The 23454-nt window shown below is 42.8% G+C and carries 21 protein-coding genes; 5 read left to right on the top strand and 16 right to left on the bottom strand.

Features of this window, described 5'->3' with window-relative positions; genetic code table 11:
• Positions 1-99 precede the first annotated feature (99 nt).
• Complete coding sequence (locus EXT48_RS21920) at positions 100-645, bottom strand: DUF4410 domain-containing protein (RefSeq protein ID WP_130127609.1); 546 nt, start codon at positions 643-645, stop codon at positions 100-102.
• 310 nt (positions 646-955) lie between these two features.
• Here EXT48_RS21920 and EXT48_RS21915 point away from each other — a divergent pair, with 310 nt between their 5' ends.
• Both EXT48_RS21915 and EXT48_RS21910 read left to right on the top strand, forming a co-directional pair.
• Complete coding sequence (locus tag EXT48_RS21915) at positions 956-1783, top strand: AraC family transcriptional regulator (RefSeq protein WP_039496419.1); 828 nt, start codon at positions 956-958, stop codon at positions 1781-1783.
• Between the two features lie 37 nt (positions 1784-1820).
• On the top strand, positions 1821-2429 hold the full coding sequence (locus EXT48_RS21910) for a LysE family translocator (RefSeq protein ID WP_102058354.1): 609 nt from the start codon (positions 1821-1823) through the stop codon (positions 2427-2429).
• A 149-nt stretch (positions 2430-2578) separates the two neighbouring features.
• On the opposite strand, the gene EXT48_RS21905 is transcribed toward EXT48_RS21910, so the two are convergent.
• The 15 genes from EXT48_RS21905 to EXT48_RS21835 all read right to left on the bottom strand — a co-directional run bounded on the left by EXT48_RS21905 (position 2579) and on the right by EXT48_RS21835 (position 15973).
• On the bottom strand, positions 2579-3664 hold the full coding sequence (locus EXT48_RS21905) for a S41 family peptidase (RefSeq protein ID WP_240703424.1): 1086 nt from the start codon (positions 3662-3664) through the stop codon (positions 2579-2581).
• A 78-nt stretch (positions 3665-3742) separates the two neighbouring features.
• Complete coding sequence (locus tag EXT48_RS21900; RefSeq protein WP_130165774.1) at positions 3743-5257, bottom strand: cell surface receptor IPT/TIG domain-containing protein; 1515 nt, start codon at positions 5255-5257, stop codon at positions 3743-3745.
• A 155-nt stretch (positions 5258-5412) separates the two neighbouring features.
• A complete protein-coding gene (locus tag EXT48_RS21895) occupies positions 5413-6669 on the bottom strand; it encodes a PAS domain-containing sensor histidine kinase (RefSeq protein WP_130165773.1) in 1257 nt (418 codons plus the stop codon).
• Between the two features lie 13 nt (positions 6670-6682).
• On the bottom strand, positions 6683-8065 hold the full coding sequence (locus EXT48_RS21890) for a sigma-54 dependent transcriptional regulator (RefSeq protein ID WP_130165772.1): 1383 nt from the start codon (positions 8063-8065) through the stop codon (positions 6683-6685).
• Between the two features lie 4 nt (positions 8066-8069).
• Positions 8070-10466, bottom strand: coding sequence for an ABC transporter permease (locus EXT48_RS21885; RefSeq protein ID WP_130165771.1), 2397 nt, complete (start codon positions 10464-10466; stop codon positions 8070-8072).
• 1 nt (position 10467) lies between these two features.
• Positions 10468-11184 (bottom strand): ABC transporter ATP-binding protein, encoded by a 717-nt coding sequence (locus EXT48_RS21880; RefSeq protein ID WP_039496409.1) that lies wholly within the window; start codon positions 11182-11184, stop codon positions 10468-10470.
• A 12-nt stretch (positions 11185-11196) separates the two neighbouring features.
• Positions 11197-12447 (bottom strand): efflux RND transporter periplasmic adaptor subunit, encoded by a 1251-nt coding sequence (locus EXT48_RS21875; protein ID WP_130165770.1) that lies wholly within the window; start codon positions 12445-12447, stop codon positions 11197-11199.
• Between the two features lie 137 nt (positions 12448-12584).
• Positions 12585-13037, bottom strand: a complete 453-nt coding sequence (locus EXT48_RS21870) for a hypothetical protein (protein ID WP_130165769.1) — start codon at positions 13035-13037, stop codon at positions 12585-12587.
• A gap of 25 nt (positions 13038-13062) precedes the next feature.
• The gene (locus tag EXT48_RS21865) at positions 13063-13647 is read right to left on the bottom strand and encodes a glutathione S-transferase N-terminal domain-containing protein (RefSeq protein ID WP_130165768.1); all 585 of its coding nucleotides are present in this window, start codon (positions 13645-13647) and stop codon (positions 13063-13065) included.
• Positions 13648-13851, bottom strand: coding sequence for a DUF1289 domain-containing protein (locus EXT48_RS21860; protein ID WP_130127601.1), 204 nt, complete (start codon positions 13849-13851; stop codon positions 13648-13650).
• Positions 13852-13871: 20 nt separating this feature from the next.
• Positions 13872-14156 carry a hypothetical protein gene (locus EXT48_RS21855; RefSeq protein ID WP_130165767.1) on the bottom strand — a complete coding sequence of 95 codons (285 nt, stop codon included), beginning with the start codon at positions 14154-14156 and terminating at the stop codon, positions 13872-13874.
• A 71-nt stretch (positions 14157-14227) separates the two neighbouring features.
• Positions 14228-14386 (bottom strand): I78 family peptidase inhibitor, encoded by a 159-nt coding sequence (locus EXT48_RS21850; protein WP_239359693.1) that lies wholly within the window; start codon positions 14384-14386, stop codon positions 14228-14230.
• 27 nt (positions 14387-14413) lie between these two features.
• On the bottom strand, positions 14414-14860 hold the full coding sequence (locus tag EXT48_RS21845) for an isoprenylcysteine carboxylmethyltransferase family protein (protein ID WP_130165766.1): 447 nt from the start codon (positions 14858-14860) through the stop codon (positions 14414-14416).
• Positions 14861-14930: 70 nt separating this feature from the next.
• Complete coding sequence (locus EXT48_RS21840; RefSeq protein ID WP_240703423.1) at positions 14931-15473, bottom strand: Crp/Fnr family transcriptional regulator; 543 nt, start codon at positions 15471-15473, stop codon at positions 14931-14933.
• A 56-nt stretch (positions 15474-15529) separates the two neighbouring features.
• Positions 15530-15973: an N-acetyltransferase gene (locus EXT48_RS21835; protein WP_130165765.1), complete on the bottom strand. Its 444-nt coding sequence runs from the start codon at positions 15971-15973 to the stop codon at positions 15530-15532.
• A 548-nt stretch (positions 15974-16521) separates the two neighbouring features.
• On the opposite strand from EXT48_RS21835, the gene EXT48_RS21830 reads away from it, so the two are divergent.
• The 3 genes from EXT48_RS21830 (at position 16522) to EXT48_RS21820 (ending at position 23269) form a co-directional block, all read left to right on the top strand.
• Complete coding sequence (locus EXT48_RS21830) at positions 16522-20331, top strand: S8 family serine peptidase (protein WP_130165764.1); 3810 nt, start codon at positions 16522-16524, stop codon at positions 20329-20331.
• 145 nt (positions 20332-20476) lie between these two features.
• On the top strand, positions 20477-21490 hold the full coding sequence (adhP, locus tag EXT48_RS21825) for an alcohol dehydrogenase AdhP (RefSeq protein WP_130165763.1): 1014 nt from the start codon (positions 20477-20479) through the stop codon (positions 21488-21490).
• A gap of 177 nt (positions 21491-21667) precedes the next feature.
• Positions 21668-23269, top strand: a complete 1602-nt coding sequence (locus EXT48_RS21820) for a sensor histidine kinase (RefSeq protein WP_130165762.1) — start codon at positions 21668-21670, stop codon at positions 23267-23269.
• The last annotated feature ends 185 nt before the right edge of the window (positions 23270-23454 follow it).

The raw sequence follows: 23454 nt of genomic DNA, 5'->3' as shown, positions 1-23454 counted from the left end.
CCTTTGTTTGTAATGCGCATCAGTGGGGCTCAAAAAGGTATACAGGAGCCCCATCGTCAAAAACTAGGTTTCTTTGAGTATTTGGAACTTCAATATCGACTAAGAGTTAGCGGTATTATCAGTTTTACCTTCGCGCTCCACCGTGCCAATCATACTCACCACTTTCTTAGATACTGCTTCAAGCTGCCTAGAAGTAGTTGCACCAAAAATGCCTTCGATAAACTCAGATCGAGTATCTAGTATCGACTCACCAACGACCTCGTTAGTGTCAGTGTTTATTAGCTTTACATTGAGCTTCAGCTCGGCATCACCCGCCATTACACCTACCATAAAGCGGCCAAACCCAGACACATAACGAAAGTGCTCGATGGTGATCTCGACTGATAAAGGTGCTTGAGCTGCACTTCCAGACTCAACAATACTGCCATTAAAGTCTTTGGCTATTAGCGCTTTTAGCTCATTAATGCTGTTAGAAAGTGACTTACTTTTAGAAACTGAGTGCGATGGAGTAATATCCAAAAATACACTTTGTGGCGTGTTCACTACAGCTCTATTCGCTGTTTTACTTGTCTCTTGAATGTGGGCGGCGCAGCCACTGAAAATGAGCACTGAGATTATTACGGCAAATATTTTAAAATGTTTCATTAGGGGTAAATTTCCGACCTTCAATATATATTCGGCTAACGGCATGCTAACCTTCGTTGGCAGCTATGGTATCAAATATTTTCCCGTAATAGGTAAGCAGTTGAATCACCTCTGCTCTTTGGCTTTGCATCTATTGTGATTTATTTGATAGGTTTAATGACCAAAGCTCGGGTTAACTAAGTTTCCTTGTGAAGAGTATTAAGCAAACTCCGAAGTGAATACATCAGCAATTTCGTTCAAGTTTTTTATTGATAGTTTGAATATATTGACTTGGTAGTTTTGCAAAAGTGCTCAAACAGAAGGAGGGAGTGTGAGTAAAAATAATCACTTTATATATACCCATAGCGCTCAGCAGGATGATGTGTCCATGCTGAGCGCAACCATGAGTGATTTCACCTACACCAAACATGCTCATGAAGAGTACTCGATCGGGCTCACTCTAAAAGGCAGACAAGACTTTTTCTGTCGCAGTGCTTTTTATAAAAGTCAGCCTGGCTGCGTAATGCTTTTCAATCCCGAAGATATCCATGACGGTCATTCTGGGGGCGAACACAGCTTAGAATATGTGATGCTTTACGTGCACCCAAGAGAATTGCAACCACTGTTTCGCTCTCTTGGTTATAAACAAGAAACAGTACTAAGACTTAACGACACCTTGTTCAATGACCCACTGTTGCGCTATCAAGTTCTTACCATATCTCAGCAACTTTTGGGACGATCCTACTCCAAAATTGAGCACGAAGCCGCCTTGTTTCAGTTGGCTCAATCATTGGTTCGTTTGCATGGCTGTTTAGAGTTACCACTTCGTAAAACAAGGGCTGAAATTTTAGTACTAAGAGCTAAAGACTATATCTTGGCTAATCTTGCCAACGATATTTCGGTTGATGACATCGCTGATGTCGCCAATATGTCTAAATATCACTTTATTCGAGCTTTTCGAGAACACTTTTGCATAACTCCACACCAGTATGTTTTGAATTGTCGTATCAACTATGCTCGCAAACAGCTACTTGTAGGCCGTAGCGCCACCACCGCAGCGGTAGAGTCCGGCTTTGCTGATGCCAGTCACTTAAATCGTAACTTTAAACGCGTATTTGGCATGACACCAAAACAATTTCAGTTGCAGTTGGGCCGTTAGCTTAGCTCGTCGACTGCTTATATCGGAGTAGTAAATCATGTCAGAAATTTTCGCCTATGCTATCGGGGTAATGTATACCCCTGGGCCTATCAACTTGCTTGGTCTACATAGTGGTCTAAACAAACAGACGCGTGTTCATCTCGGTTTTTTCGCCGGTGTTGGAATGGCAATGTTCATCTTGTTCGTTATCTTAGGGATTGTCGGGCTCAAGTTTATTAATCCACAGCTACTGCCTTTTATCAGCTTGGCTGGGTGCCTTTATATTCTATATATTGCTTGGAAAGTGGCACATGCTAACGTTGAGCTCTGTGATAAGCGAAGTGCGGCCAAATCGTTGAGCTTTCGAGACGGACTTTTCATGCAGCTACTCAACCCCAAAGCGCTAATCGCAACGTTGCCGGTTTCTACCATTCAGTTTCCAAGCGTTGGCATTACCGGCATTGCCGTTGTCATATGGTCAATGCTCCTTGCTGTACTTGCATTCGGAGCCCCCACTAGCTATTCGATAGTGGGTTCAATGATGGGTAAACAGATCTCCGATCCCAAGTATTTTAAAGCTTTTAACTTAGTAATGGCTGCGCTATTAGTCTACGTGTCTTTAAGCATTGGTTATGACCATGTCATAGTGCCTTGGATAGTAAAATAACAAATTAGCAGATAATGGCAGAGATAATTAAGGATAAAGGCTGACACCCACGACGAACTTCAACCGTTTTTGGCTGTATCTTTGAGGTGGGTGTCTTAATCTTCCTTTAATCTTCCCTCTATTCGTAATGATTATAACGGTCGCTATTATTACATGGTGCTTTGTGGCGTCTCTTTGAATAGTGTGCTATTCGATAACTCCTCAAGCTTGTCGTTAATTTCCTTGATTTGATGCCCATCACTTACTGACTTTTTAACTTCATTAAGCGCTATTTTATACGCCACATCTAAGGCGTTAGTCTGCGATGTTTCAATATGAGGTTTAACGCCAATCGATTCCCAATTTGTTTTCGTTTTCGGATTAATAGCCTTCGCTATTGGAATACCAGCTCTAAAACCACTTCCTAGCTCATAAAACTGCCAAGGATTTGCTCCACCTTTCGTTGTTTCCCCCACTAAAGTTGCCCGTTCAAGGTGCTTTAAGTTATAAGCAAACTCTTCTGCCGCAGAGAACGTATCATTGCTCGTGAGTATGTATATGGGAGTGTCCAGATGAATTGAATCGCTAACATTATCAAAAGTACGGAATTCACGAGTAGAGTCAGTCGCTCGCCAATAAATGCTGTTTAAATGGGTATTTGGCTTTAAAAAATAACTACTAATAAACTGCACCATTTCAGCACTGCCGCCCCCGTTATTACGAAGGTCAAATATAAGAGCATCTACATTAGATACAAATCCCATTACACTTTCTGCTATGTTTCTTGAGTTTTTCGATAATTCATCAAACCCCCAAAAGTCAACATAACCTATATTTCCATCGAGTACTTCAACACGATTAAAGCCTGAATTTTTCCGACTTAATTTGGTAAACCAAGATTCACGCTTTGTTTTATTATTCTGGCTTTCATTTGGGTTTCGCCATTGCACAGTAAAGTGCTTGTCAAACTTTTGCAATTCTGCGGTTAGTAGCGAGGCAAATTGTTCTTGTGACTGACTATTAGTAAATGCAGGACTTGCTTTAAGCTCTGTAAGAGTGTCTGAAATTTTATCTATCTTTTTTACTTCAACATATTGTTGCTCAATGTTATTTGTAAGCGTATTCAATACATGAGTTTTATCAACATAACTGATGTCAGCATGTGCCAACGGGGACAAAATAACAAAGCCCCACGTTATAATGCCATTCCTAGATTTCATCTTTTTTCCTTTATTAGAGCAGATAATGGCTGACACCCACGACAAACTTTAACCGTTTTTTCTCTATCTTTGAGGTAGGTGTCTGAATCTTCTTTAGTCTACTATTGTTATTTTTTAGCGCGCTTGCACCCGATACCGAACCTTATTGCTCGTTCCAACATTATTCGTTAATTGTAATATGCCTTTTGTTATACCGGTTGGTATCGTAAATGTAAGGCTAGATGGTGTATGAGTTGAAGGAACAAGTGTTTTATTTCCCATTACGATACGGGTTTTATCATCAAACCCCACTCCCTTAAGCTCATATTGCTCGCCTTCTTGAACTTTGATTGAGGCATATCCAAATATTAACGGTGAGCCCGCTTTGTATGGGCTTAATCGCACTTCATTAGAACGCTTATTTCGAGTGTAAATAAATGCCTTATATTTACGAAATGGTAGATTGAGTTCAAAGATTAGCGCTGAATTAGTGTGCGATGTTGGCGTGATATTATAAATTTCTTCACCGTTATAGATAACTACTTTTGGGTTCTCCAGCCCGGCAAAGTCATCTCCAGAAAACACAACACTATCGCCGATACGATAAATTCGAGGCAATGAATAGCCATTGTAATAGCCAGCTTGAGAGGATATTTGTACACTCGGTGAATCACTTAATTTAAAGCCTCGCACTCGCTCATATGGCTCGGCGTCATAAATATCTAAAACTTTGTCGCCATCATTATCCAGATCAATAAAATCCTCAACCCCGTCTTTGTCAGAGTCTTCAGGCCATCCTTTCGTATTGAGTTTTTCGTCGGCATCCGCTATACCGTCATTATCAGAATCAAGATCCAAAAAGTTTAATTTATCATCTTGATCTGCATTTCCTGAGCCTTCGTGCTTATCACTAATGCCGTCGCCATCACTGTCTAAGTCCAATAAATTAATTACCCCGTTGTTGTCCTCATCGAGTGTAGTACCTTGCTTTACATAATACTCATAGAAGTCATGAACAGAGTCCCTATCGGTATCAATACGAGTTGGTTCCACACCAATTGCATATTCGGCATGATCATCAATACCATCGGTGTCATTATCTTTAAATACGTAAATTTCATAGGAATAGTCCGGCGCGCCACCCGACAAGTCATCAATGACGCTCAAATTGAATTTTCCATCATGGGGTATTTTAGTCAGGATATGCGCCATTTTGAGTGCGCTATGGGTATGGATCTGCGATGAGTTGATCACCAAACCACCTTGTTCAGAAAAATACACTTTGGGCTTAAAATTATCTGAGCTATAGATAATGCGAGCTGAGATATAGTCGCCCTTTTTTGCGCTAAACTGGTACAAATCACCATTATCACCCGCGTTTGAAATCACCCCCTTTACTTTAAACGGAAGTTGATGCGCAACTTTTACCGCATTGCTAGGGTTATCATTAGGTTCAATCTCGACGATTTCGGGATAACGAGCGCGTTGACCATCGAATGGAAACTCATCTTGCTCATCTAACACACCATCACCATCTTCATCTTTGTTTTGCCAAGTTCCCTTAGTTGGGTCAAGCAAGCCATTATGTGGAGTTGCAAACACAATTGTACTAGCAAGTGCCAGTGCCAATAAAATGCATCGTGATATCATAAACAATCCTTATTAATGTTGTTTTTTAATTAATTTTTCACCCTGTAACCCGCTTCATAGTTGCGCTCTTTCACTAATTATTATGAATACATTACATTGGGTGTCTTCGTTACTTTTGCTCGGGGTCTCTTTGTTATTTTTGCTGCTTTCAGTACTCAACTCCCACCCCGCTCTACGCTAAAACTGACTTTTGCACCACTGTCTGGGTTATTGCCTAGTTTGAGTTGTCCACCGTGGTTTTCAATAATGATACGAGAGAGCATCAGGCCGATGCCGTTGCCATCAGCTTTGGTGGTGTAAAATGCTTCAGCAGCTTCGTTTAGGTTAGAGAAACCGGGGCCTGTGTCTGTGACCAAAAACACTAATTTGTCAGCATCTGCGGTGATGTTGAGTGTAACTTCTGGCGAAGGCGTGCACGCTTCTTGAGCATTATTAATGAGGTGGCAAAGCACCTGTTTGATTTGGCTCGTATCAAAAAAACCGAGCAGGTCGGCTGTGCTTTCTACCTTTAGTTGCGGGTAGATACTTTGTAGCTGAGCGCAAAACTCATTGAGCGCGACAATTTGCTTGTGCGCAGGAGGCAGTTTGGCAAGGGAGGCATAGTTGCCCATAAAAGATTTAAGGTAATTGGCGCGCTCGTTGATGAGTGACAGTCCACTGTTAAACCTTTCTATATCTAACTCACCGTTTAGACGCTTGGTAAGGCTGCGCGCTACTGTGCCTATCGGCGCTAAAGTGTTATTGATCTCGTGACTTAAAATACGAACAAAACGCTGTAAGGCGTCTTTTTCTTGTTGATATAAAATGCTATCGAGCTGTTTTAAAACCAGTAAAGTGTGAGGTTTATTGGCAATGTAGCAGCTGTCGTGTTCAAGTAAAAAAGCGTGCTCAGTCCCCTCTAGCATCACCGAAACCTTTCCTTGTTTTTGCTGAGCTTGTAATGACTGAAACCAGCACCAAGCATCGTCTTTGTAACAGTCAAAAAAGGTGCGCTCAGCGTAACTGTTGGCAAATGCAACGCTTTGGCTGTCAAACACGATAAGTGCACAATCAAGCTTTTCAATGATTTGTTTTAACAGGTCACTTTGCTCGGCCAGCGCTCGCTGATCGGCTTGCATGGTTTGCGCAAGCGCATTTAAGTGCTCCACCGTTGAACGTAATTGTGCGTCTTTGCCGTGTACCGCTCTTAGGGCATAATCGCCTTGGCGAAGTGATATCAACAAGGTATCAATGAGATTAATGGTGTTTTGTCTAGTCGAACCATATTTATAAGCGAGCAAAGCAAAACATAGTGCAAATACTAAGTCTATCAACATAATAAGTGTTGCTGGATAGTCGTGCACAAGGAGTAAAACATTAGTAATTACAAGTAGTAATGCACTTAACAGCCAGTGTCCAAATCGATAAAACAAGTTTGCTTATCTCCTACTCATATTTGTCCATTTTGCGATACCACGCACTGCGCGATAGTCCCAAGCTCTTCGCCGCTTTTGATACGTTACCACCGTGAAATTCCAGTCTTTTAAAGAGTGCTTGCTCAATAATTTCATCCAGCGTTAAATCATGATTTTCTGATGCGCTCGCAGTAACAGTATTCATCGATTGCAACGCTGAGTACGGTGTAGTGTTGAGCGCCAAATCACTGGCAAATATCTGAGCATTTGAACAAGTAAACACCGCGCGCTCCATCATATGCTTAAGCTCTCTCACATTACCTGGAAAATCGTATACACTCAGTGCCTTAACAGCACAAGGCATAATGCTCGGTGTTGGCTTTTTGTAATCTTGACTAAAGCGCATTAAAAAGCGCTCAGCTAATGGCAAGATATCCTCTGCACACGCTCTTAAAGGCGGTATTTCTACTTCTACCGTATTTAATCGATAATATAAGTCTTGGCGAAACTGATTATTGGCAATCGCTTCATTGAGTTGGCAGTTAGTAGCAGAAATAATCCTCGCAGTATTGTCCAAGACTTTGTGACTGCCAACCGCCACGTACTTTCGCTCTTCTAACACTTGAAGCAATTTTGCTTGAGACTGCAAAGATAAATTGGCAATTTCATCTAAAAACAACGAGCCATCACTGGCGAGTGTAAATGCACCCACTCGATCTGCTTTCGCATCAGTAAATGCCCCCTTTTTATGGCCAAATAACTCAGAGTTAAATAGCTCGTCACTCACCGCCCCCATGTTAATTGAGATAAAACTGCCACGAGCACGGCTAGAGTGCTCGTGTACATACTGAGCGTAATAGCTCTTTCCTGTGCCATTTTCACCGGTCAGCAAGATGTTCATATCGCTTTGTGCCAGCTGGGTGAGCTGTGTCAGCACACGCTGCTTTTTCTCACTTTGCGTAACAAAATCTACCGTTTGATGGGGCTTTTTAAGGTGTTCGTTTTCAGCAGATAGCCGCGCTAAATGTTGTCTGTCAGCTCGCTTCTCGATTTGTACTTTGATGCTATGAGCAAGACGCTCATCATCCCATGGCTTTGCAATGAAATCGGCCGCTCCTTGCTTTAGGGCAGCTACGGCAAGGTCTAGCGTCGCCCAGCCTGTCATTACCACAATGGGTAGGAGCGGATCGATTTGAATGAGCTTAGCAATCGCCATCAGCCCTTCTTTGCCACTGGTAGTGTCTTGGGTAAAGTTCATATCCAATAGCACCAAGTCCACTTCCTGTGTACTGACATAATCAAATGCTGCCTCTGGTGTCACCACACCGTGACAAGCGTAGCCTTCATCCTCAAGTAAAAACTTCAGACTCGCTTGAATATCAAGCGAGTCGTCTACTATTAGCACCTTTTTCAAATTATTATTCCATTCTTAAGCTAACCGCAGGTTGGACTTTTATGCTGCGTTTCACCGGGATATAAAGCGCAAGGCATACCGCAGCAAATACCAGTAATAGAGTGATACTACCTGCACCAAACATAACACTAAACGGCACAATACCGCGGAAAAAGTCTACAGCAAGATAACATAAGATATAGAAAATTAATGCAGAAATAGTCAGTCCTGTAACGGTATGGGTTAGATTTTTCTTGATAAATAACAACATGATCTGACGATCTTTGGAGCCAAGCGCACGGCGAATGCCTATTTCATAGCTAGATTTGTTGATATTACTCAGGCCCATGGCATAAATACCAATTAAAGAAAGCGTCAAGGCAAATCCACCCACAATCAAAAACACATAAATGATACTGGTGAACGCCCCCATCATAGAGCGATGGTTGTCGTAGTGATCAAAAATATAGCTGGTTTCGAGCTTGCTTGAGAGCCTACCTAACACGCGATAGAAGGCTTCGTAACTTTGGCTTGGCGGCAACTCAGTAATGAACTTAACCGCCATTGCATTTTCCTTTGGCGCATATTGACGAAAACTAAAATAGACTTCATGACGACGATCGCTAGCAACAACGCTCATCTCATCCACTGCAATACCAACTATTTTAGCGCTTGGCCATTTTGCATCACGTAACATCAGTGAGCGCCCCAATACTTCCTCACTGCCAAACAGCGCGTGTGCGAGAGACTGGCTAATGATCACTACGGGCGCTGCTTCTGTGTTGTCTTGTGCCGTGAAGTTCCTACCACTTTGCAATTCGCGCTTAAAAAGATGAGATACCGCTTCAATATTTATGATTTTATCGGTATAAACTTCGCCCTCACTTGTTAGCACATCAAGCTCCATCTCTCGTTGATACACGCGCCCTTCTTTAAAGGCAGGATCCAATGTCATTCCCACGACCAATGCGCTTGCCATTTCGACCGCTTTATCACTCGAAAACTCGCTTTCAGTTTGAAATTGCAGCTCAGTTGAGTACACCCCTTTGAGGGTCTCGCCGTCAATATTTCCCGCCATAGAATACATCACATAGCCTATGGTGCTCGACGCCATCAGCATAAAGCTCACTAAGGTCACCTGCAAAGACAGTAGGCGTTTTGACATCAATCCCGCCTGTTTTCCGGTTGCACCACGCGTGCCGTCTCGCAGTACATCATTGATGTTAAAGTTAGCGGTTTTCACCGCAGGTAACAGCACTGCAATAGCAAATACCAAGCTTATCAGCAGTAGTGACACCAAGATGGTGACTGTATTTAGCTGCCAATACCACCAGTACGGCATTTTGCCACCAAACATCATATTCATAAAAAAGTTCAGCGCTCGCAAACCAAGATCCGTTAGCAATAGCGCCACCACCCAACTGCTAACGCAGTAGATCAAGCCCTCGCAAGCATGCTGCTGAACCACCCTTAATTTTTTCGCGCCAATCGCGGCCCGAATAGCCGACTCTTTTTGTCTCTCGATGATTTTGGCAAAAAGTAAGTTACCAATGTTGATTGAGGAAATAAGCAAAATAAGTACGATACCAGCCATAAACAGGGTAAATATAAATACCGCTTCACCGTCGGTGTTGTATTCCACCAAGGTCATAGATTCAACACGAACGGCTTTATCTACCTCGAGTGCTGACTGACTAACGCGTTGCTTTGCATAATCAGTGAAGAATAAGCTTAAACGCTGCTCAAGCCTTGCCTCTACTATCTCATTTGGCATCTTATAAATAATATCGATGGCATCAGCAGGTGCTGTGTTATTGCCTTTAAGAGGCAGCCAAAGTTTAGAAAATATCGGGAAGTTATTGTGTTTGGGCATCACACCAATTATCTCATAAGGCTTTTGGTCAACGACCATCGTGCGCCCTATGACGTCTTTGCTACCTTGAAATAGATGCAACCAGAGATAGTCTGAAATCACGACCACATTTTGGGCAGCTCCCACAAAATCCTCAGCAGTATAAAATCGCCCAAGTGCAGGTTTAATGTCCAGAAACTGAAAAAAGCGTTCATCAACATAGGAGCCTCGATAATGATTGCCTCGCTCAGCGTCACTTACCCAAACACTCGCTGGCGCAATATAAAGCCACTCCTCAAGTTGTTTAACTTCATCAAGTTCTCGTAGTTGTGGCAGCATGCTGTATTCAAAGCGATTTTGCATGCTGATAGGGTTACGAACCTTAAAGATCCTGATTTCTGGGCTGCCACTACCCACTTGGCTATGTGAAAATGCCACCGTATAAATATAGTTAAAACCAATCAAAGATATGGTCAAACTGCCAACCATGATAAACATCATCAATAATGTAAACCGCATTGATTTGGCGATGTTTCTCAGTGCGTAACGAAAGTCTAAAAGTAATCCCATACTAAGCTCCAACGACTTTGCTTGCGCGCTCAAGCTGCTTTTTGTCTCTTAAAATTGTGCCATCTAGCATAGAGATAACACGGCTAGCATAAGTCGTAGATTCGATATCATGCGTTACCATACAAATCGTTTTTCCAGCAGCATGAAGCTCGCTTAACAACCCTAGCACTTGCTGGGCATTATTTGAGTCCAAGTTACCGGTCGGCTCATCGGCAAGGATGAGATCTGGGGAGTTAATCAAGGCTCTTGCAACTGCAGCGCGCTGCTGCTGACCGCCTGAAAGCTGAGAAGGAAAATGATTGATGCGGTTTTCTAATCCCACCATCGCCAGCGCGTCTTTGGCTTTTTGCTCCATTTCTTTTTGGCTAATGCCGCCGATATAAGTCAGCGGTAACATGACATTTTCGAGCACGTTTAAATCACTGATAAGATTAAAGGCCTGAAAAATAAAACCGATATGATTAGCGCGAATATGAGCACGCTCGTCCGAGCTTAAATTAAATGCTTGATTACCACTAATAAAGTACTCGCCGTTGCTTGGCTCATCAATCAAACCCAAAATTGACAGTAACGTTGACTTGCCGCACCCTGACGGTCCCGTGATAGCCACAAACTCGCCAGGCTCTACTACGAGATTAATGCCGTCTAGCGCTTGAGTTGCAATTTCGTCCGTCTGAAACCGCTTTTCGATATTATTAAGTTGAATGACTGAGTTCATAATGATGTCCTGTTAACGCACTAGCACTTGGCTATCTTGAGTATACTTTTCCATATCGGAAATAATGATAATTTGATTTTTATTAAGCCCTTCAAGCACTTCGATGTAGTTTACCGAACGCTGACCAAATTTAACCGTTTTTTTCGTGGCGAGATGCTCATCAACAACAAACACGCTCGCTTGATTATTTGCAACAGCATTGGCTGGCATTGCGACGAATATCGCCTCGGCCTTATGGCTCGTTACAATAACCCCTTCAATGTTGAGTTTATCTCTGGCTTCTCTTGGCAAAGTGCCTTCAATGCTCAGCTCTACCTCAACTTGGCTATTGGTGACTTTTGGGGAAACGCGTTTTACGATGGCGTTAAAACGCGAAGTGTAAGTATCGATTGTAGCCGACTGCCCAACTTGTACATGCGGCGCATCTAGTTCTGCGATGTTTATCTTAGCAACCAGCAAACGCGGATCTGCCACCTCTGCAACCGAGCTGGTATTAGACAATTGCATGCCCACTTCAATCAGCACATCCTGAATTTGTCCAGTAATTGGCGAGCGCACATCAAGTGCTGCAATATTCTCTTCAAGTAGCTTTATTTCGGAACGTAGACTTGCTTGCTCAGCCAGCTGTGCTTTGGCTTTTGCTTGTTGCACTTCTTGCTGAGTGGCAACCCTAGCTTGCTGTAACTCCACTTGCTTTTGACTACGCTGCATTGCAAACTCGCTGCGTTGATGATCAAGCATAGAGATAGTGCTATTGCCCTTTTCTATTAAGGTTTTTTGCGCCTGCCACTGAATTTTGTCGGCTTTATAAGCCAGCAAAGCATCATGATGTGCGGTGTGGGCCTCTTGCACTTTGGCCTTTAATTCTGCAAGTTCAGCCTCATGTTGTGCTGAAATTTTGGTAAGTTGGCTATGTTTTTGAATGAGCGCTTCGCGCAGTGATGGGTTTTCAAGCCGGGCAAGTAGCGTACCTTGAGTGACCATTTCACCCGGTTTAACCAACACTTCAACTACTTTTCCGCCACTACTACTGGTAACCAAATGGCGTTTTTCCAATGCAAGACTGCCAAGTCCCTTAACACTGAGTTCAAACTCGCCCTGTTGGACTTTAGCAACGATTAACTCTTCTTGGAAAACCACGTTTGATGCACTTTGGGTATATGCTTTGGCAAAAAACACCAAACCGACCACAAGTAGCACAATAACAAGCAATGCGAGCTTCTTAAGCGGCATGCGCTTTGTTTTCGCCAGTTTTATATCCATACTCTGTACTCCACTTTGAGAATACAGATGATGAATCAAATTTCAGGCCAAATATTTTTTATATTAAAATCAATACAATACAATAAATTTAAGTTCGTACTCGATAAAACATGTGTCGAAATCGAGACACTTACAACTTAATAACTGTGTCGAAAGCGAAACATTTGTATTTGCTGATAATCGTAGAGCGAAATTCCATATTTTTTTAATGGAAACATCACCGTAGTATTCAAGCCTGAACTCTGTACGTGCAACGCTGTTTGGTCGTCGCTCAATGTCAGCTCACGCACGCCGAGCCAGTTGCAAAAGGTTTCACCAGTGACAGGACCGCCAAAGGTAATACCTTGGTTATCAAACCGGACAAACTGTTGCTCCGCCACACCAATAATAATGCTATAAACCAATGCAATAACTGGCCCCATCCCCACGGCAGCCATCAGTTTTCCAGCACCATTAATGTTTGCTTGGAGTAAGTCTGGCAGGTAGACAAAACCAAGTGCAGTGGCTGGTAATAACACACTATTAAGCAGTATTACTTTGCGTAACTTGGCACTTCGACTTTTGCTTAGTTCTTTAAATTCAAGAATCATACGGTACTTCGCATACACTATAAAACTACGGATGCACTAAGTGCAATACGCTATGAGCTTCAAACCATGCAACCAATTCATTCTGATATTCCGTTGCGGGCTGTGCCAATTGAATACCGTAGCTAAATAAACGATAAGCAAGCACAGCATAAAATGCATCGACCATAGTTGGCTTTGCAAACATAAATGGGCAGTGAGCCGCAGCAAAAAGAGTCTCTACCCTTTTTAGCTCGCACTTTGCCGCATCCGACAAATTTATTGATGTATTTGGCGTGAAAGAAAAAGGTAATTCACAGCGTAGCGCTGTGAAGCCGGCGTGCATCTCAGCGACAAGACTACGTGCCTGTGCACGCTCATAAGGGTCTTGCGGTAGCAAACCGCCTTCACTAAGGTCGTTGAAGAACTCCGCAATCGCGAGTGAGTCAGCAATGACATGACCTTCCACGAGCAAAACTGGTACTTGTTTAGTCGGCGATACATTGGCCAACTTTGCTTTGTCATCACAAGAGGTCAAATCGATAAGTTCAATGTCTAACTTAATATCTAGGATAGACGCACATAACAGCGCTCTTAATGACCAAGTTGATTCGGTCCCAATTACCAATTTCATTTAATTTCCTTTATATTTTTGAGTATGTTGCTGTTTGCGCCTCGTGCAATGCGCTAAGACTTTGAGCTTTTCATCTTCGCTGTAACTTGTCCAGCCGGTGATTTCGTCCAACGTTCTAAAGCAGCCTAAGCACACATCTTTATCATCCAAACAACACTTTCTGATGCAAGGGGACTGGACTAAATTACAACTAGAGTGTGACATCGCTGCTCCTTCATACAGATTTACTCAAAATAGCTTGCCGGAAAACAAGACTCTCTCTTTTTGCCTTTAAAATGATGGCAGACCTCTCCAGTCTCAGTATTAATCAAAAAAGAGTGGTCAATACCCTTAAAGTAAAACCAAATAAATTCCATACCTTCCTCTGAAAAGTGTTGTTCAAAAGTCGGCTCATCAAAATGCGCCGCCAGCGCATCAATATCTGTTATTTCGTCGTAGCTAACGGCATAGACAGCTAAGCTCGTGAACGTGGCTAAAACAAAAAATACCTTAACTAGGCCAATATGCATCTTAATACCTATAGTCATTTTATTGGACGAAATACACCATCTTCATCAATCAATATACAAACTGGGCGGGGCTATCCCCACCACATACGCACTACCTGTTGCGCGTCGTTTAACTCAATATTGAGTCGCTGAGGTTGATGATCTTGGGTAAGCATATCTCCAGATTGGTACACTCTAACCACCTTACCAACGATTGTTTGTAGGGATTTTGAATAATCAATATCTTGCACCACTTTATCCTCATTTATGCTTGGAATTTAAAGCCAACGACGCACTCTCCTTTGATAGCGTAAATAGGCATCTCCAAAAGTTTGTTCCATCATCTTTTCTTCAAATTGAATGTACCATCTGTCGGCAATAAGTAAAAAAGCAATCACAAACAAAAATGACACGAATGCACCACCGATTAATACAGCATAGCCTAGTAATGCAATGACAAAGCCTAGGTACATGGGGTTGCGGGTATATTGAAATACCCCAGCCTCCACTAATTTATCAGGCTTATTGAAAGTCATAATATTGGTTTCTTCCTTTGCGAATAACTTGCTACCCGACTTGGCCAGTGCAAACCCCAAAGCAATCGGTACTAACCCTAACAGATTGAAAGGGTAATAAATAAAATGTGGTGCCGCAGTCAACCAACACACCACAGGCATCAATATGACAAATAAAAACAGTAAAATAGGAGGCAGTAACTTTTTCATGATGTTATTCCTTATCTGTAGGACAAAAATTAAAGATAAGGTAATGCGAATTTTGTTGCTGTGCCTTAACCTATGTTAAGCCAAGCTCTTTTCTGATTCTCGACAGTGATACATCCGTGATCCCGAGATACATCGCGATATGGCGCAATGCAACCGAGCGGCTTAATGGTTGATTTTCTGTGATAAAGCGTAAATACCTTTCCTTTGCACTTAACTGGAGTAACGCCGCTTCGCGTTTCTCTTTTTTAAGCACTAACTGCTCATAAATCTTGCGCACAAACCGCCCCCAGTTGAGGTTTTGCTCAGATACAGTGATTAAGTCAGCATAGCGAATTTCGGCAATCACACTGTCCGTTAGCGCTTGCGTTGAAAATGGACTCGGCTGCTCTTCTAGATAACAAGATAAACAAGAGAATGCCCCGCCCTTCTGTAGCAGAGATTTGTTCCGTTCATTGCCTTTTTCATCTAGGTAGAAATAACGTCCATATCCATCTAATAAGAAATAAACACTCGAGATTTTCTCACCCTGTTCGAATAGCATCGTATCGGCTGTGATATGACCGATTTTTATATACGGAGCCATAAACAGCCAATCCTCGAGTGAAAACTCCACTAACCGCCCCTATACAGCTAACCATTTTTGATAATTTTCATTACTTGATTTAGACATTAATGTAAGTGCTTTTCGAATAGTAACAGGATTTTATTGTCGTATGGCATCATATCGAACTGCTGATATCCAAGCTTTTGGTATATGTGCTGCGCTCGCGTATTATCTGCAAAAACATCTAGCCAAATGCGCGTTATACGCAACTCCTTTAACACATATTTTTCCATCTGTTTTATCGCTTCTTGCCCTATTCCCAATCCCTTTTTAGCAACCACAATCCGGCGAAATTCAACACTTTTCAGTTCTGGTTCAACGGCTAAAATAATAAAGCCAGCTATTTCACTACCTAAGTAGATCGTTAAGTAGCGTAAATTGGTATCAGCGAACTGAGATTGGTGTGTCGAAAGCGGGCTGCTTATTATAAATTGGCTATTATCTGCTGCACTTTCCATAGTAACAAACCTGCTAAGGTGTACGCCTTCGCTTGGTGTGAGTCTGAGCATATAGTTCCTTACATTTAATGTTTGTTTTTCCCTGCTTTAGGGTCAATTAATTTGATTCTCAAATCACGAGGCGCTATTGAGCGTAATTGTTTTACTCAATGCATTATTACTAGGACCTGAGTTAGAACTGACTCACATTTAACCCAGTCTTTATAACTTTTAAAAGTAAATCCTTCTTACCGTCTCGTTTTTCTTCACCTGAGAAAGTCCTCACAAGCCTTTAGGTGAACTACAAGACTCTATTCATTTGAGCGGAGCTTTATTGACTTGATACACCTAACGTGAACGAAAGTATATCCAAACCAAAAACACGTAGGCCACAACAATCAAAATTTTACTCTTGGCAAGAGTGAATAGCTATATCACCGAAAGTCCTTAAAAACATGAGTAAAATTAACCTTTTTTTAAAGATAACCATCAAATAAATCCCATTTTAAGTAACAAAAAGTTGAAATACCACCCAGAAAGGAACTATATTTGTTCAAATCCTGAACTAGGATGTAAACAAAAACAATTAAAAACCATAACAAATATGATGGGGAAATCCGATGTCAACTCTAAATAAGTCAGCACTCGCAATCGCCGTAGTGACCGCTTTATCTTCTTATACCGTTACCGCTGCGACGTACAATCAATATAATTTTGAAAACAAACCTCCTTTACAAAGCCAATATCCTGATTTTAAAAACAAACAGGCGAGAAAATCGACTCACAACGTCGTTACGTGGTTAGTTAAATTACACACACCTTCTATTGCAGAACAGAGCCTTGCTGGTATTAACTTCAAAAATGCAACATCAAGTATTCAGCAAGCTCAACAAAGCGTAGAAGCTGCTATCGCTAACACTAGCCCAACACTGCAAGTTGTAGCTAAAACGTCTAAGCTATCTAATGCAATTATCGTCAATGGCGAAGAAGCTGAAGTTAACAAACTACTACACAATCCATTAGTACATTCTGTGTTACCTGTATTTGATTATAAATTGAATGTGGCTGACAGTGCCGACTACATAAAGGCAACGCCTTTAGTTTCTACTGGTGAAGTGACAGGTGAAGGAGTTCGTGTTGCGGTACTTGATACGGGTATTGATTACACCCACCAAGCGTTTGGTGGCGCTGGCACAGTTGAAGCGTATGAAGCGGCTGCAAGCAACCCTGCCGATACGCCGGCTTGGCCACAAGGCTTAGTATTAGGTGGATATGACTTTATCAACAACGATCCAGATCCAATTGATGCAGGTACTAACCACGGTACACACGTCTCTCATTCAGTAACAGGTGTCGCACCAAACGTTGAATTATTTGTTTACTCCGTCTGTGCAGAAACTTGCCCTGGCTTGGCTCAACTTTTAGCGTTGGAATCTGCAATGGATCCCAATGGGGACGGTGATATTTCTGACAGAGTAGATGTTGTTAATATGTCACTAGGCGGAGACTTCGGCGATAATCGAGCAGGTGCGGTTCAAGAACTTATCGATAAAGCCGTGATGCTAGGTACTAACGTTGTTATCTCAGCAGGTAATGATGGCCCTACACCATTTATTGTTGGTGGCCCAAGTACAACAGATAATGCACTTTCTGTTGGTGCTATGGAGCACTCTGTCATAAAAGGTCAGCACATTTTAGCAACCTTGATGGGCGAAACGACTGAAGCAGGTGCGGCAAGTTTTAACCCTGAGGGCTTTGAAGAGTTTGAATTTAGTAGCGACACAACCCCGCTAGCATTTGTTGAGACTGAAAAGAACGACCGCGGAGATGCAACATCTATTGCTTGTGATCCTTTTGCAGATGAGGTCGACTTTACGGGAAAAGCAGTCCTCGTTGACCGCGGTGCATGTAACTTCACCCAAAAAGTGCTAAACGCCCAAGCGAAGGGCGCTAAATTAGTTATGATTGCCAATAATGTTGAAGGTGGTGGTCCAACAGAGCCTGGAGGCAGTGCTCCAGGTATTGAGATCCCAACAATTGGTTTGAGCTACAGCCAAGGTAAAGCACTTAAACAACAGTTATTGGCTGGAAACAATGTTGCCTATAATGTGAGTGCCACAATCATTCTAAAAGAAGGCATGATAGCATCATTCACCTCTCGCGGACCTTCTATCAGCGGAAGGTTAAAACCTGAAATCACAGCGCCAGGAGTTAGCATTATGACTGCACATCCAGGCCTTGGTGATGGACTTACTCCAGCAAGTGGAACTTCATTCTCTGGCCCTATTACAGCTGGAGCCATGAGTATGCTTAAAGAAGCACTACCCAATCGCAATGGTTTTGAGCTAAAAGCAACATTAATGAACGCGGCTAACTTAGATGTTACCATGGAGCCTCGCTCGCAAAACCCAAATGCTGCGCTTGCGCCAATCAGCTTTATCGGCTCAGGTCTTGTGGATGTCGAAAAAGCGGCAAACCTTCCGGTTGCAGCATGGGCTGAAGATACGATGCAAGCAGCGCTATCCTTTGGCTTGATTTCATTATCTGAAACTTCAGATATCACCAAAAAGGTCGTCGTTAAAAACTTCTCGAATCAAGAGCAGACCTATACACTTGCATATGAGCAGCGATTTGCTGACGACGCTGAGCGCGGTGCACTTAGTATGGCTTTCCCAGAGTCGATCACCGTACCTGCAGGACAAACCATTTCGTTTGACGTCACGGCAACTATAGATCCAACTAAACTGCCGGAATGGACATTAACTTCTGCCAACATGGCATTCTTGGATGCAACACACGACCTTACAACGTTGGAGCTTGATGGTGCATTGAACTTTATGTCTGGCGGTGAAAAAGCACTACACTTAGTCTATCACGTACTGCCAAAAGCGGCCGCTAACGCGGAAGTTATGCCTGTCGTTGATGACAAAGGTGCAAGACAGGTGTTAACGAACACTGGTGCGGCAACACTAGAGCCATTTTTTACTCCAACGGTTGCAAAAGATAAAGCAGGTGATAGCGAGCGTTTAGATCTAGTGGGTGCGTCAGTGGAAACACTTTCAGTTCCAACTAGCGTCTGTGATACCGGTTACATGCTATTCACTACCATGGTTACTAATCAACCTATTATCCACACTTATCAAGGTGGCTTTATGGCTGATTTCGATTTGCCAGCTGAAGGTGGGACATCGCCAGATGGCACTTATGATGTAACTGTTCAAAACGGCAAACTAGAATGGTTTGGTAATTACTTGTCAGGAAGCGCCATCTCATTTACTCATGGTTATGGCTCAGGAAGCGGTTTTATTACTAATATTAATTTTGCATCAGGTAATAATTTCGTCACCATGAGCAGTTGTGCCGACGCATTTGGACTTACAGCCGAGCAAGTAGCTACTGGCGTTGAGGCCAACATTCGTTTCCGCACAGAGGAAGAAACATGGATGCCCATTCCTTCTAACTCATTAGATGAAGCTTTCGCGAATAGCTTCATGATAAAAGCGCCAGCAATGGAAGTGGCAATGACTCAAGCTGAAGGTTTGGCGATGCTCGTTGATGATGCTGGTAATGAAGTAACTAAATTAGAACCAGGTGAATCGGCAACACTGATGTATTCTGGTAGTGACTTTATTATGCTCTCAAGCAACGGAGCTACACCGCTTGTCGCATCACCAACGCAAGATGCTGATGTAGCACCAATGATCCCCGCTGATCAAACATTTAGCGTAGAAGAGAATACAGCATCAAGTACGGTAATTGGCCAAGTAGCCGTTGAATATGCGTCAACACTTGCAAGCCCTGTGTCAGAATTTATAGTATTAAGCTCTAACAGTAGTGCTGTCACGGTTAATGCTTCAGGTCAGGTTGTGGTGGCAAATAGCGAGCAACTCGACTTTGATGCGGGTCTTAACAGTGTCATGCTCCAGTTAGTTGCGGTAGATACCTCTGGAAACATATCTGAAAGCGCACAAATCATGGTTAATGTAACCAATTTGATGGATGAGCCAACAGAGCAGCCTGTTCCGACCATCGCTGCAGAGCAAACATTTAGTGTTGCAGAAAATACCGCTAATGACACGGTAATAGGTAAGATTGAAGCAAGCTTCTCAAACCCAGCAGGTAGTTTCTCATTGTTAGAGTCTTCATCCGAAGCGGTAACAGTAACTGCTGAAGGTAATATCGTTGTAGCCGATACCAGTTTACTGGATTTTGAGTCTGGACTTACTTCAATAGAGCTAACAGTCAAAGCGACTGACAGTGCTGGACTTGAGTCTGAATCGGCGATGATAACGGTTACAGTAACCGATGTCGACGACACAACGGCTACGCCAGATCCAACACCTACGCCAACACCATCAAAATCTTCAAGTGGTTCACTATTTTGGTTACTACTAGCTGCACCACTTGTGCTGCTACGTAGAAGAAAATAACACCCTACTTTTTATAATTAAGTAATGAAATGGCGAGCATTGTGCTCGCCATTTTTATTTACTCTCATCTTATTCATTGTTTCGGATCAAATTGCTCCTAGTTATAGCTGCTAAGCTACTATCGACTCAATCAAGGAGCAAAAAGATGAAAGCAGCGTTAGTGCACCAATTTAAACAACCGTTAGAAATTCAAGAAATTGAAAAACCGCAACTTACTCAAGGATCGGTCATCGTTGAAATAGCCGCCTGTGGAGTTTGTCACACCGACTTACACGCCTGTCATGGTGACTGGCCAGTTAAGCCTAAATTGCCACTAGTGCCTGGTCACGAAGGTGTGGGGACAGTTATCGCAAAAGCTGACGATGTTAAACATCTAGCCGTTGGTGATAGAGTGGGTGTACCTTGGCTTCATAGCGCCTGCGGTCATTGTGAACACTGCCTAAAAGGCGACGAAAACTTATGTCCAGATCAATTAAATAGTGGCTATTCCGTCGACGGCGGTTACGCACAGTACTGTAAAGCCGATGCCAACTACGTGGTAAAAATCCCCGAAGGCTTATCATTTGTCGATGCCGCACCTCTATTCTGCGCAGGCGTCACCACCTATAAAGCACTAAAAGTATCGAAAGCCAAACCCGGTGAATGGGTTGCCATTATTGGTGTAGGGGGACTTGGTCACTTAGCAGTGCAATACGCCAAAGCAATGGGGCTGAATGTAGTTGCGGTTGACACTGGCGAATCAAAGTTAGCACTGGCAAAAGATCTTGGCGCCGATTTATGTATCGACTTTAAGCAGGGCGATCCCGCAGAGTTGATGCAAAATAAGCTAGGTGGAGTCCAAGCCGTAGTTTGTACCGCGGTCTCAAAGCCAGCCTTTACGACATCGTTTAACAGCGTAAAGCGCGGCGGTACCTGCGTGCTCGTTGGCTTACCACCGGAGGAAATGCCTATTCCTATATTTGATACCGTTCTTAAAGGTATTAGTGTTGTTGGCAGCATCGTTGGTACCCGTCAAGATCTCACTGAATGCTTGCAGTTTGCCGCAGAGGGCAAGGTAAAGGCCATTATTGAAACCAAGCCACTCGAGCAAATCAACGATATATTTGACGATATGCTCAATAGTGACATTAACGGCAGGATCGTGCTTACTTTCGACTAGACCCATCGAGCAGCCAAATACTTGTTATCCATTTGGCTGCTTTCTCACTTCGGCAAAGTAACAAAAGCCGAGAACGACCAACCAGAACGTGGGATGACAACGGCCAGAGAACAAATTGTTATTCCGAGCTTAGGTTAACTATACTTTGTGTATTCTAGTCTTAACAACGTTGAATACATGGCAGCCAGTCAAAGCAACATACTTCATCCAAGTCAGTCATTTAGCTTTAAGTACTTCTACCATATATCAGCGCTCTCCATGCTGCTTTTTTTTCTTTCTGTGGTGTTCACATTTTTGGCATTCGTCAATAAGGAAGCGCAAGAGCAAGAAATAGAAAGAAATTTTAATCTTGTTCGTTTATCCCAAGAGTTGAGACTCAGCTCAGATCAACTCACCATGATGGCTCGGGCTTATGCCGCCACGGGCAACCCCAAATTTAAGCAATTTTTTGATGAGATCTTAACGATCCGTAACGGCACTTCCCCCCGCCCTAAGCATTTGCACCGCGTCTATTGGGACATGTTGCTGGTCAAAGAGGGTCAAGCACCATTTGAAAAAGAAGCACCAAAAGCGCTACTGACATTATTATTAGAAAATGGGGTTTCTACGGATGAATTAACTATGTTGCGAAATGCAGAGGATAAAAGTGAAGCACTCGTGTCACTTGAGCGTGAAGCCTTTAAACTCGTGGCAGCAGGGAAAAATCAACAGGCCCTCAAGATTTTGTACAGCGAGGCTTACCTCCAAAGTAAAGTACAAATAATGACACACATCAATGCCTTTTTAGAACGCAGAGAACAGGATTTCAGCTCACTCCTTGCAAGCAGCAATAAAAAGGTAAAGTCCTATTATGGTGCCGCGTTTGTTTGTTTTATCTTGCTATTACTTAGTCTCATCGCGTTGTACAACTCTCGTTCTGCCATCCGTAAAAGTATTATTGATTATCTAAATACGGAGGTAAAAAGCCAAACTGAAGAGTTAATAGAAAAAAACAAAGCACTTAATCACGCGATCAGCGAACTCAGTGAGACTCAAAAACGCCTGATAAACGCCGAAAAGTCAGCAACGCTGGTGCGATTGATCCCAGGACTTGCCCATGAAATTAACACGCCGATTGGCGTCGCCATGACCGCTTCCAGTAACCAACTATTGCTTGTCGAAGGAGTAAGACAAAGGGTAAATAAAAATGAAATCGCCAAGTCTGCTTTATTGCATTCGATAGAAAATATTGAAAGCTGTGCCAAACTCGTCGTCAATAGTACCGAGCGGATCACAGGTATTATCGACAAGCTCAAAATCATCACCAATACTGGATTTGAAGGAGAAGTAAAGCCTATTTACTTACAGCCACTTATCACACGATGTGTGAGTGAGCTTGCCAATCAACACCCACATATTGATATTACCTTAGATATTCCCGAGGCACTTGCTATCACCGCGCCTGAAAGGTTGTTACAGCAGGTTTTCCAACCTGTAATAGAAAATGCGTTTTACCACGCCTTTGCTGATAACTCAATGCAAAGCCCATGTGTGATTATATCAGCTCAAGCCTCAAAACTTGGATATACGATTAAAGTCACGGACAACGGCAGCGGTATTCCATATGAAATCAAAGATAAAGTATTTGATCCTTTTGTTGTCGGTAATCGCACCCAAAAAGGCTTGGGTTTAGGGCTAAGCGTTGCGCTCGCTATTGTCACTCAGTACTTTAATGGCGTAATTGAGTGTGAAACAGAATCTAATTCCGGAACATGCATCATTATCAAGTTGCCGAGCTAGTCGCACTAGCGGACCCAGCCGATACTTAACAACACTCGCGTACCAGCTTCTACTTTAGAAACGGAATGCTCTGATTTATCAAAACCTGAACTCGGGATAACAACTTGTCCTCTAGCAGCTGTTATCCCTTACTACTGCGTTAAATTTGCTTGCAATAGGCCAGCTATTGACGCACAAATTTGCCT

It is taken from the genome of Pseudoalteromonas sp. CO348 (genome assembly GCF_004208845.1).
GTDB classification, from domain to species: domain Bacteria; phylum Pseudomonadota; class Gammaproteobacteria; order Enterobacterales; family Alteromonadaceae; genus Pseudoalteromonas; species Pseudoalteromonas maricaloris.
Note: the sequence above shows the minus strand (reverse complement) of the source record. Positions and strands in the feature narration are given on the sequence as shown.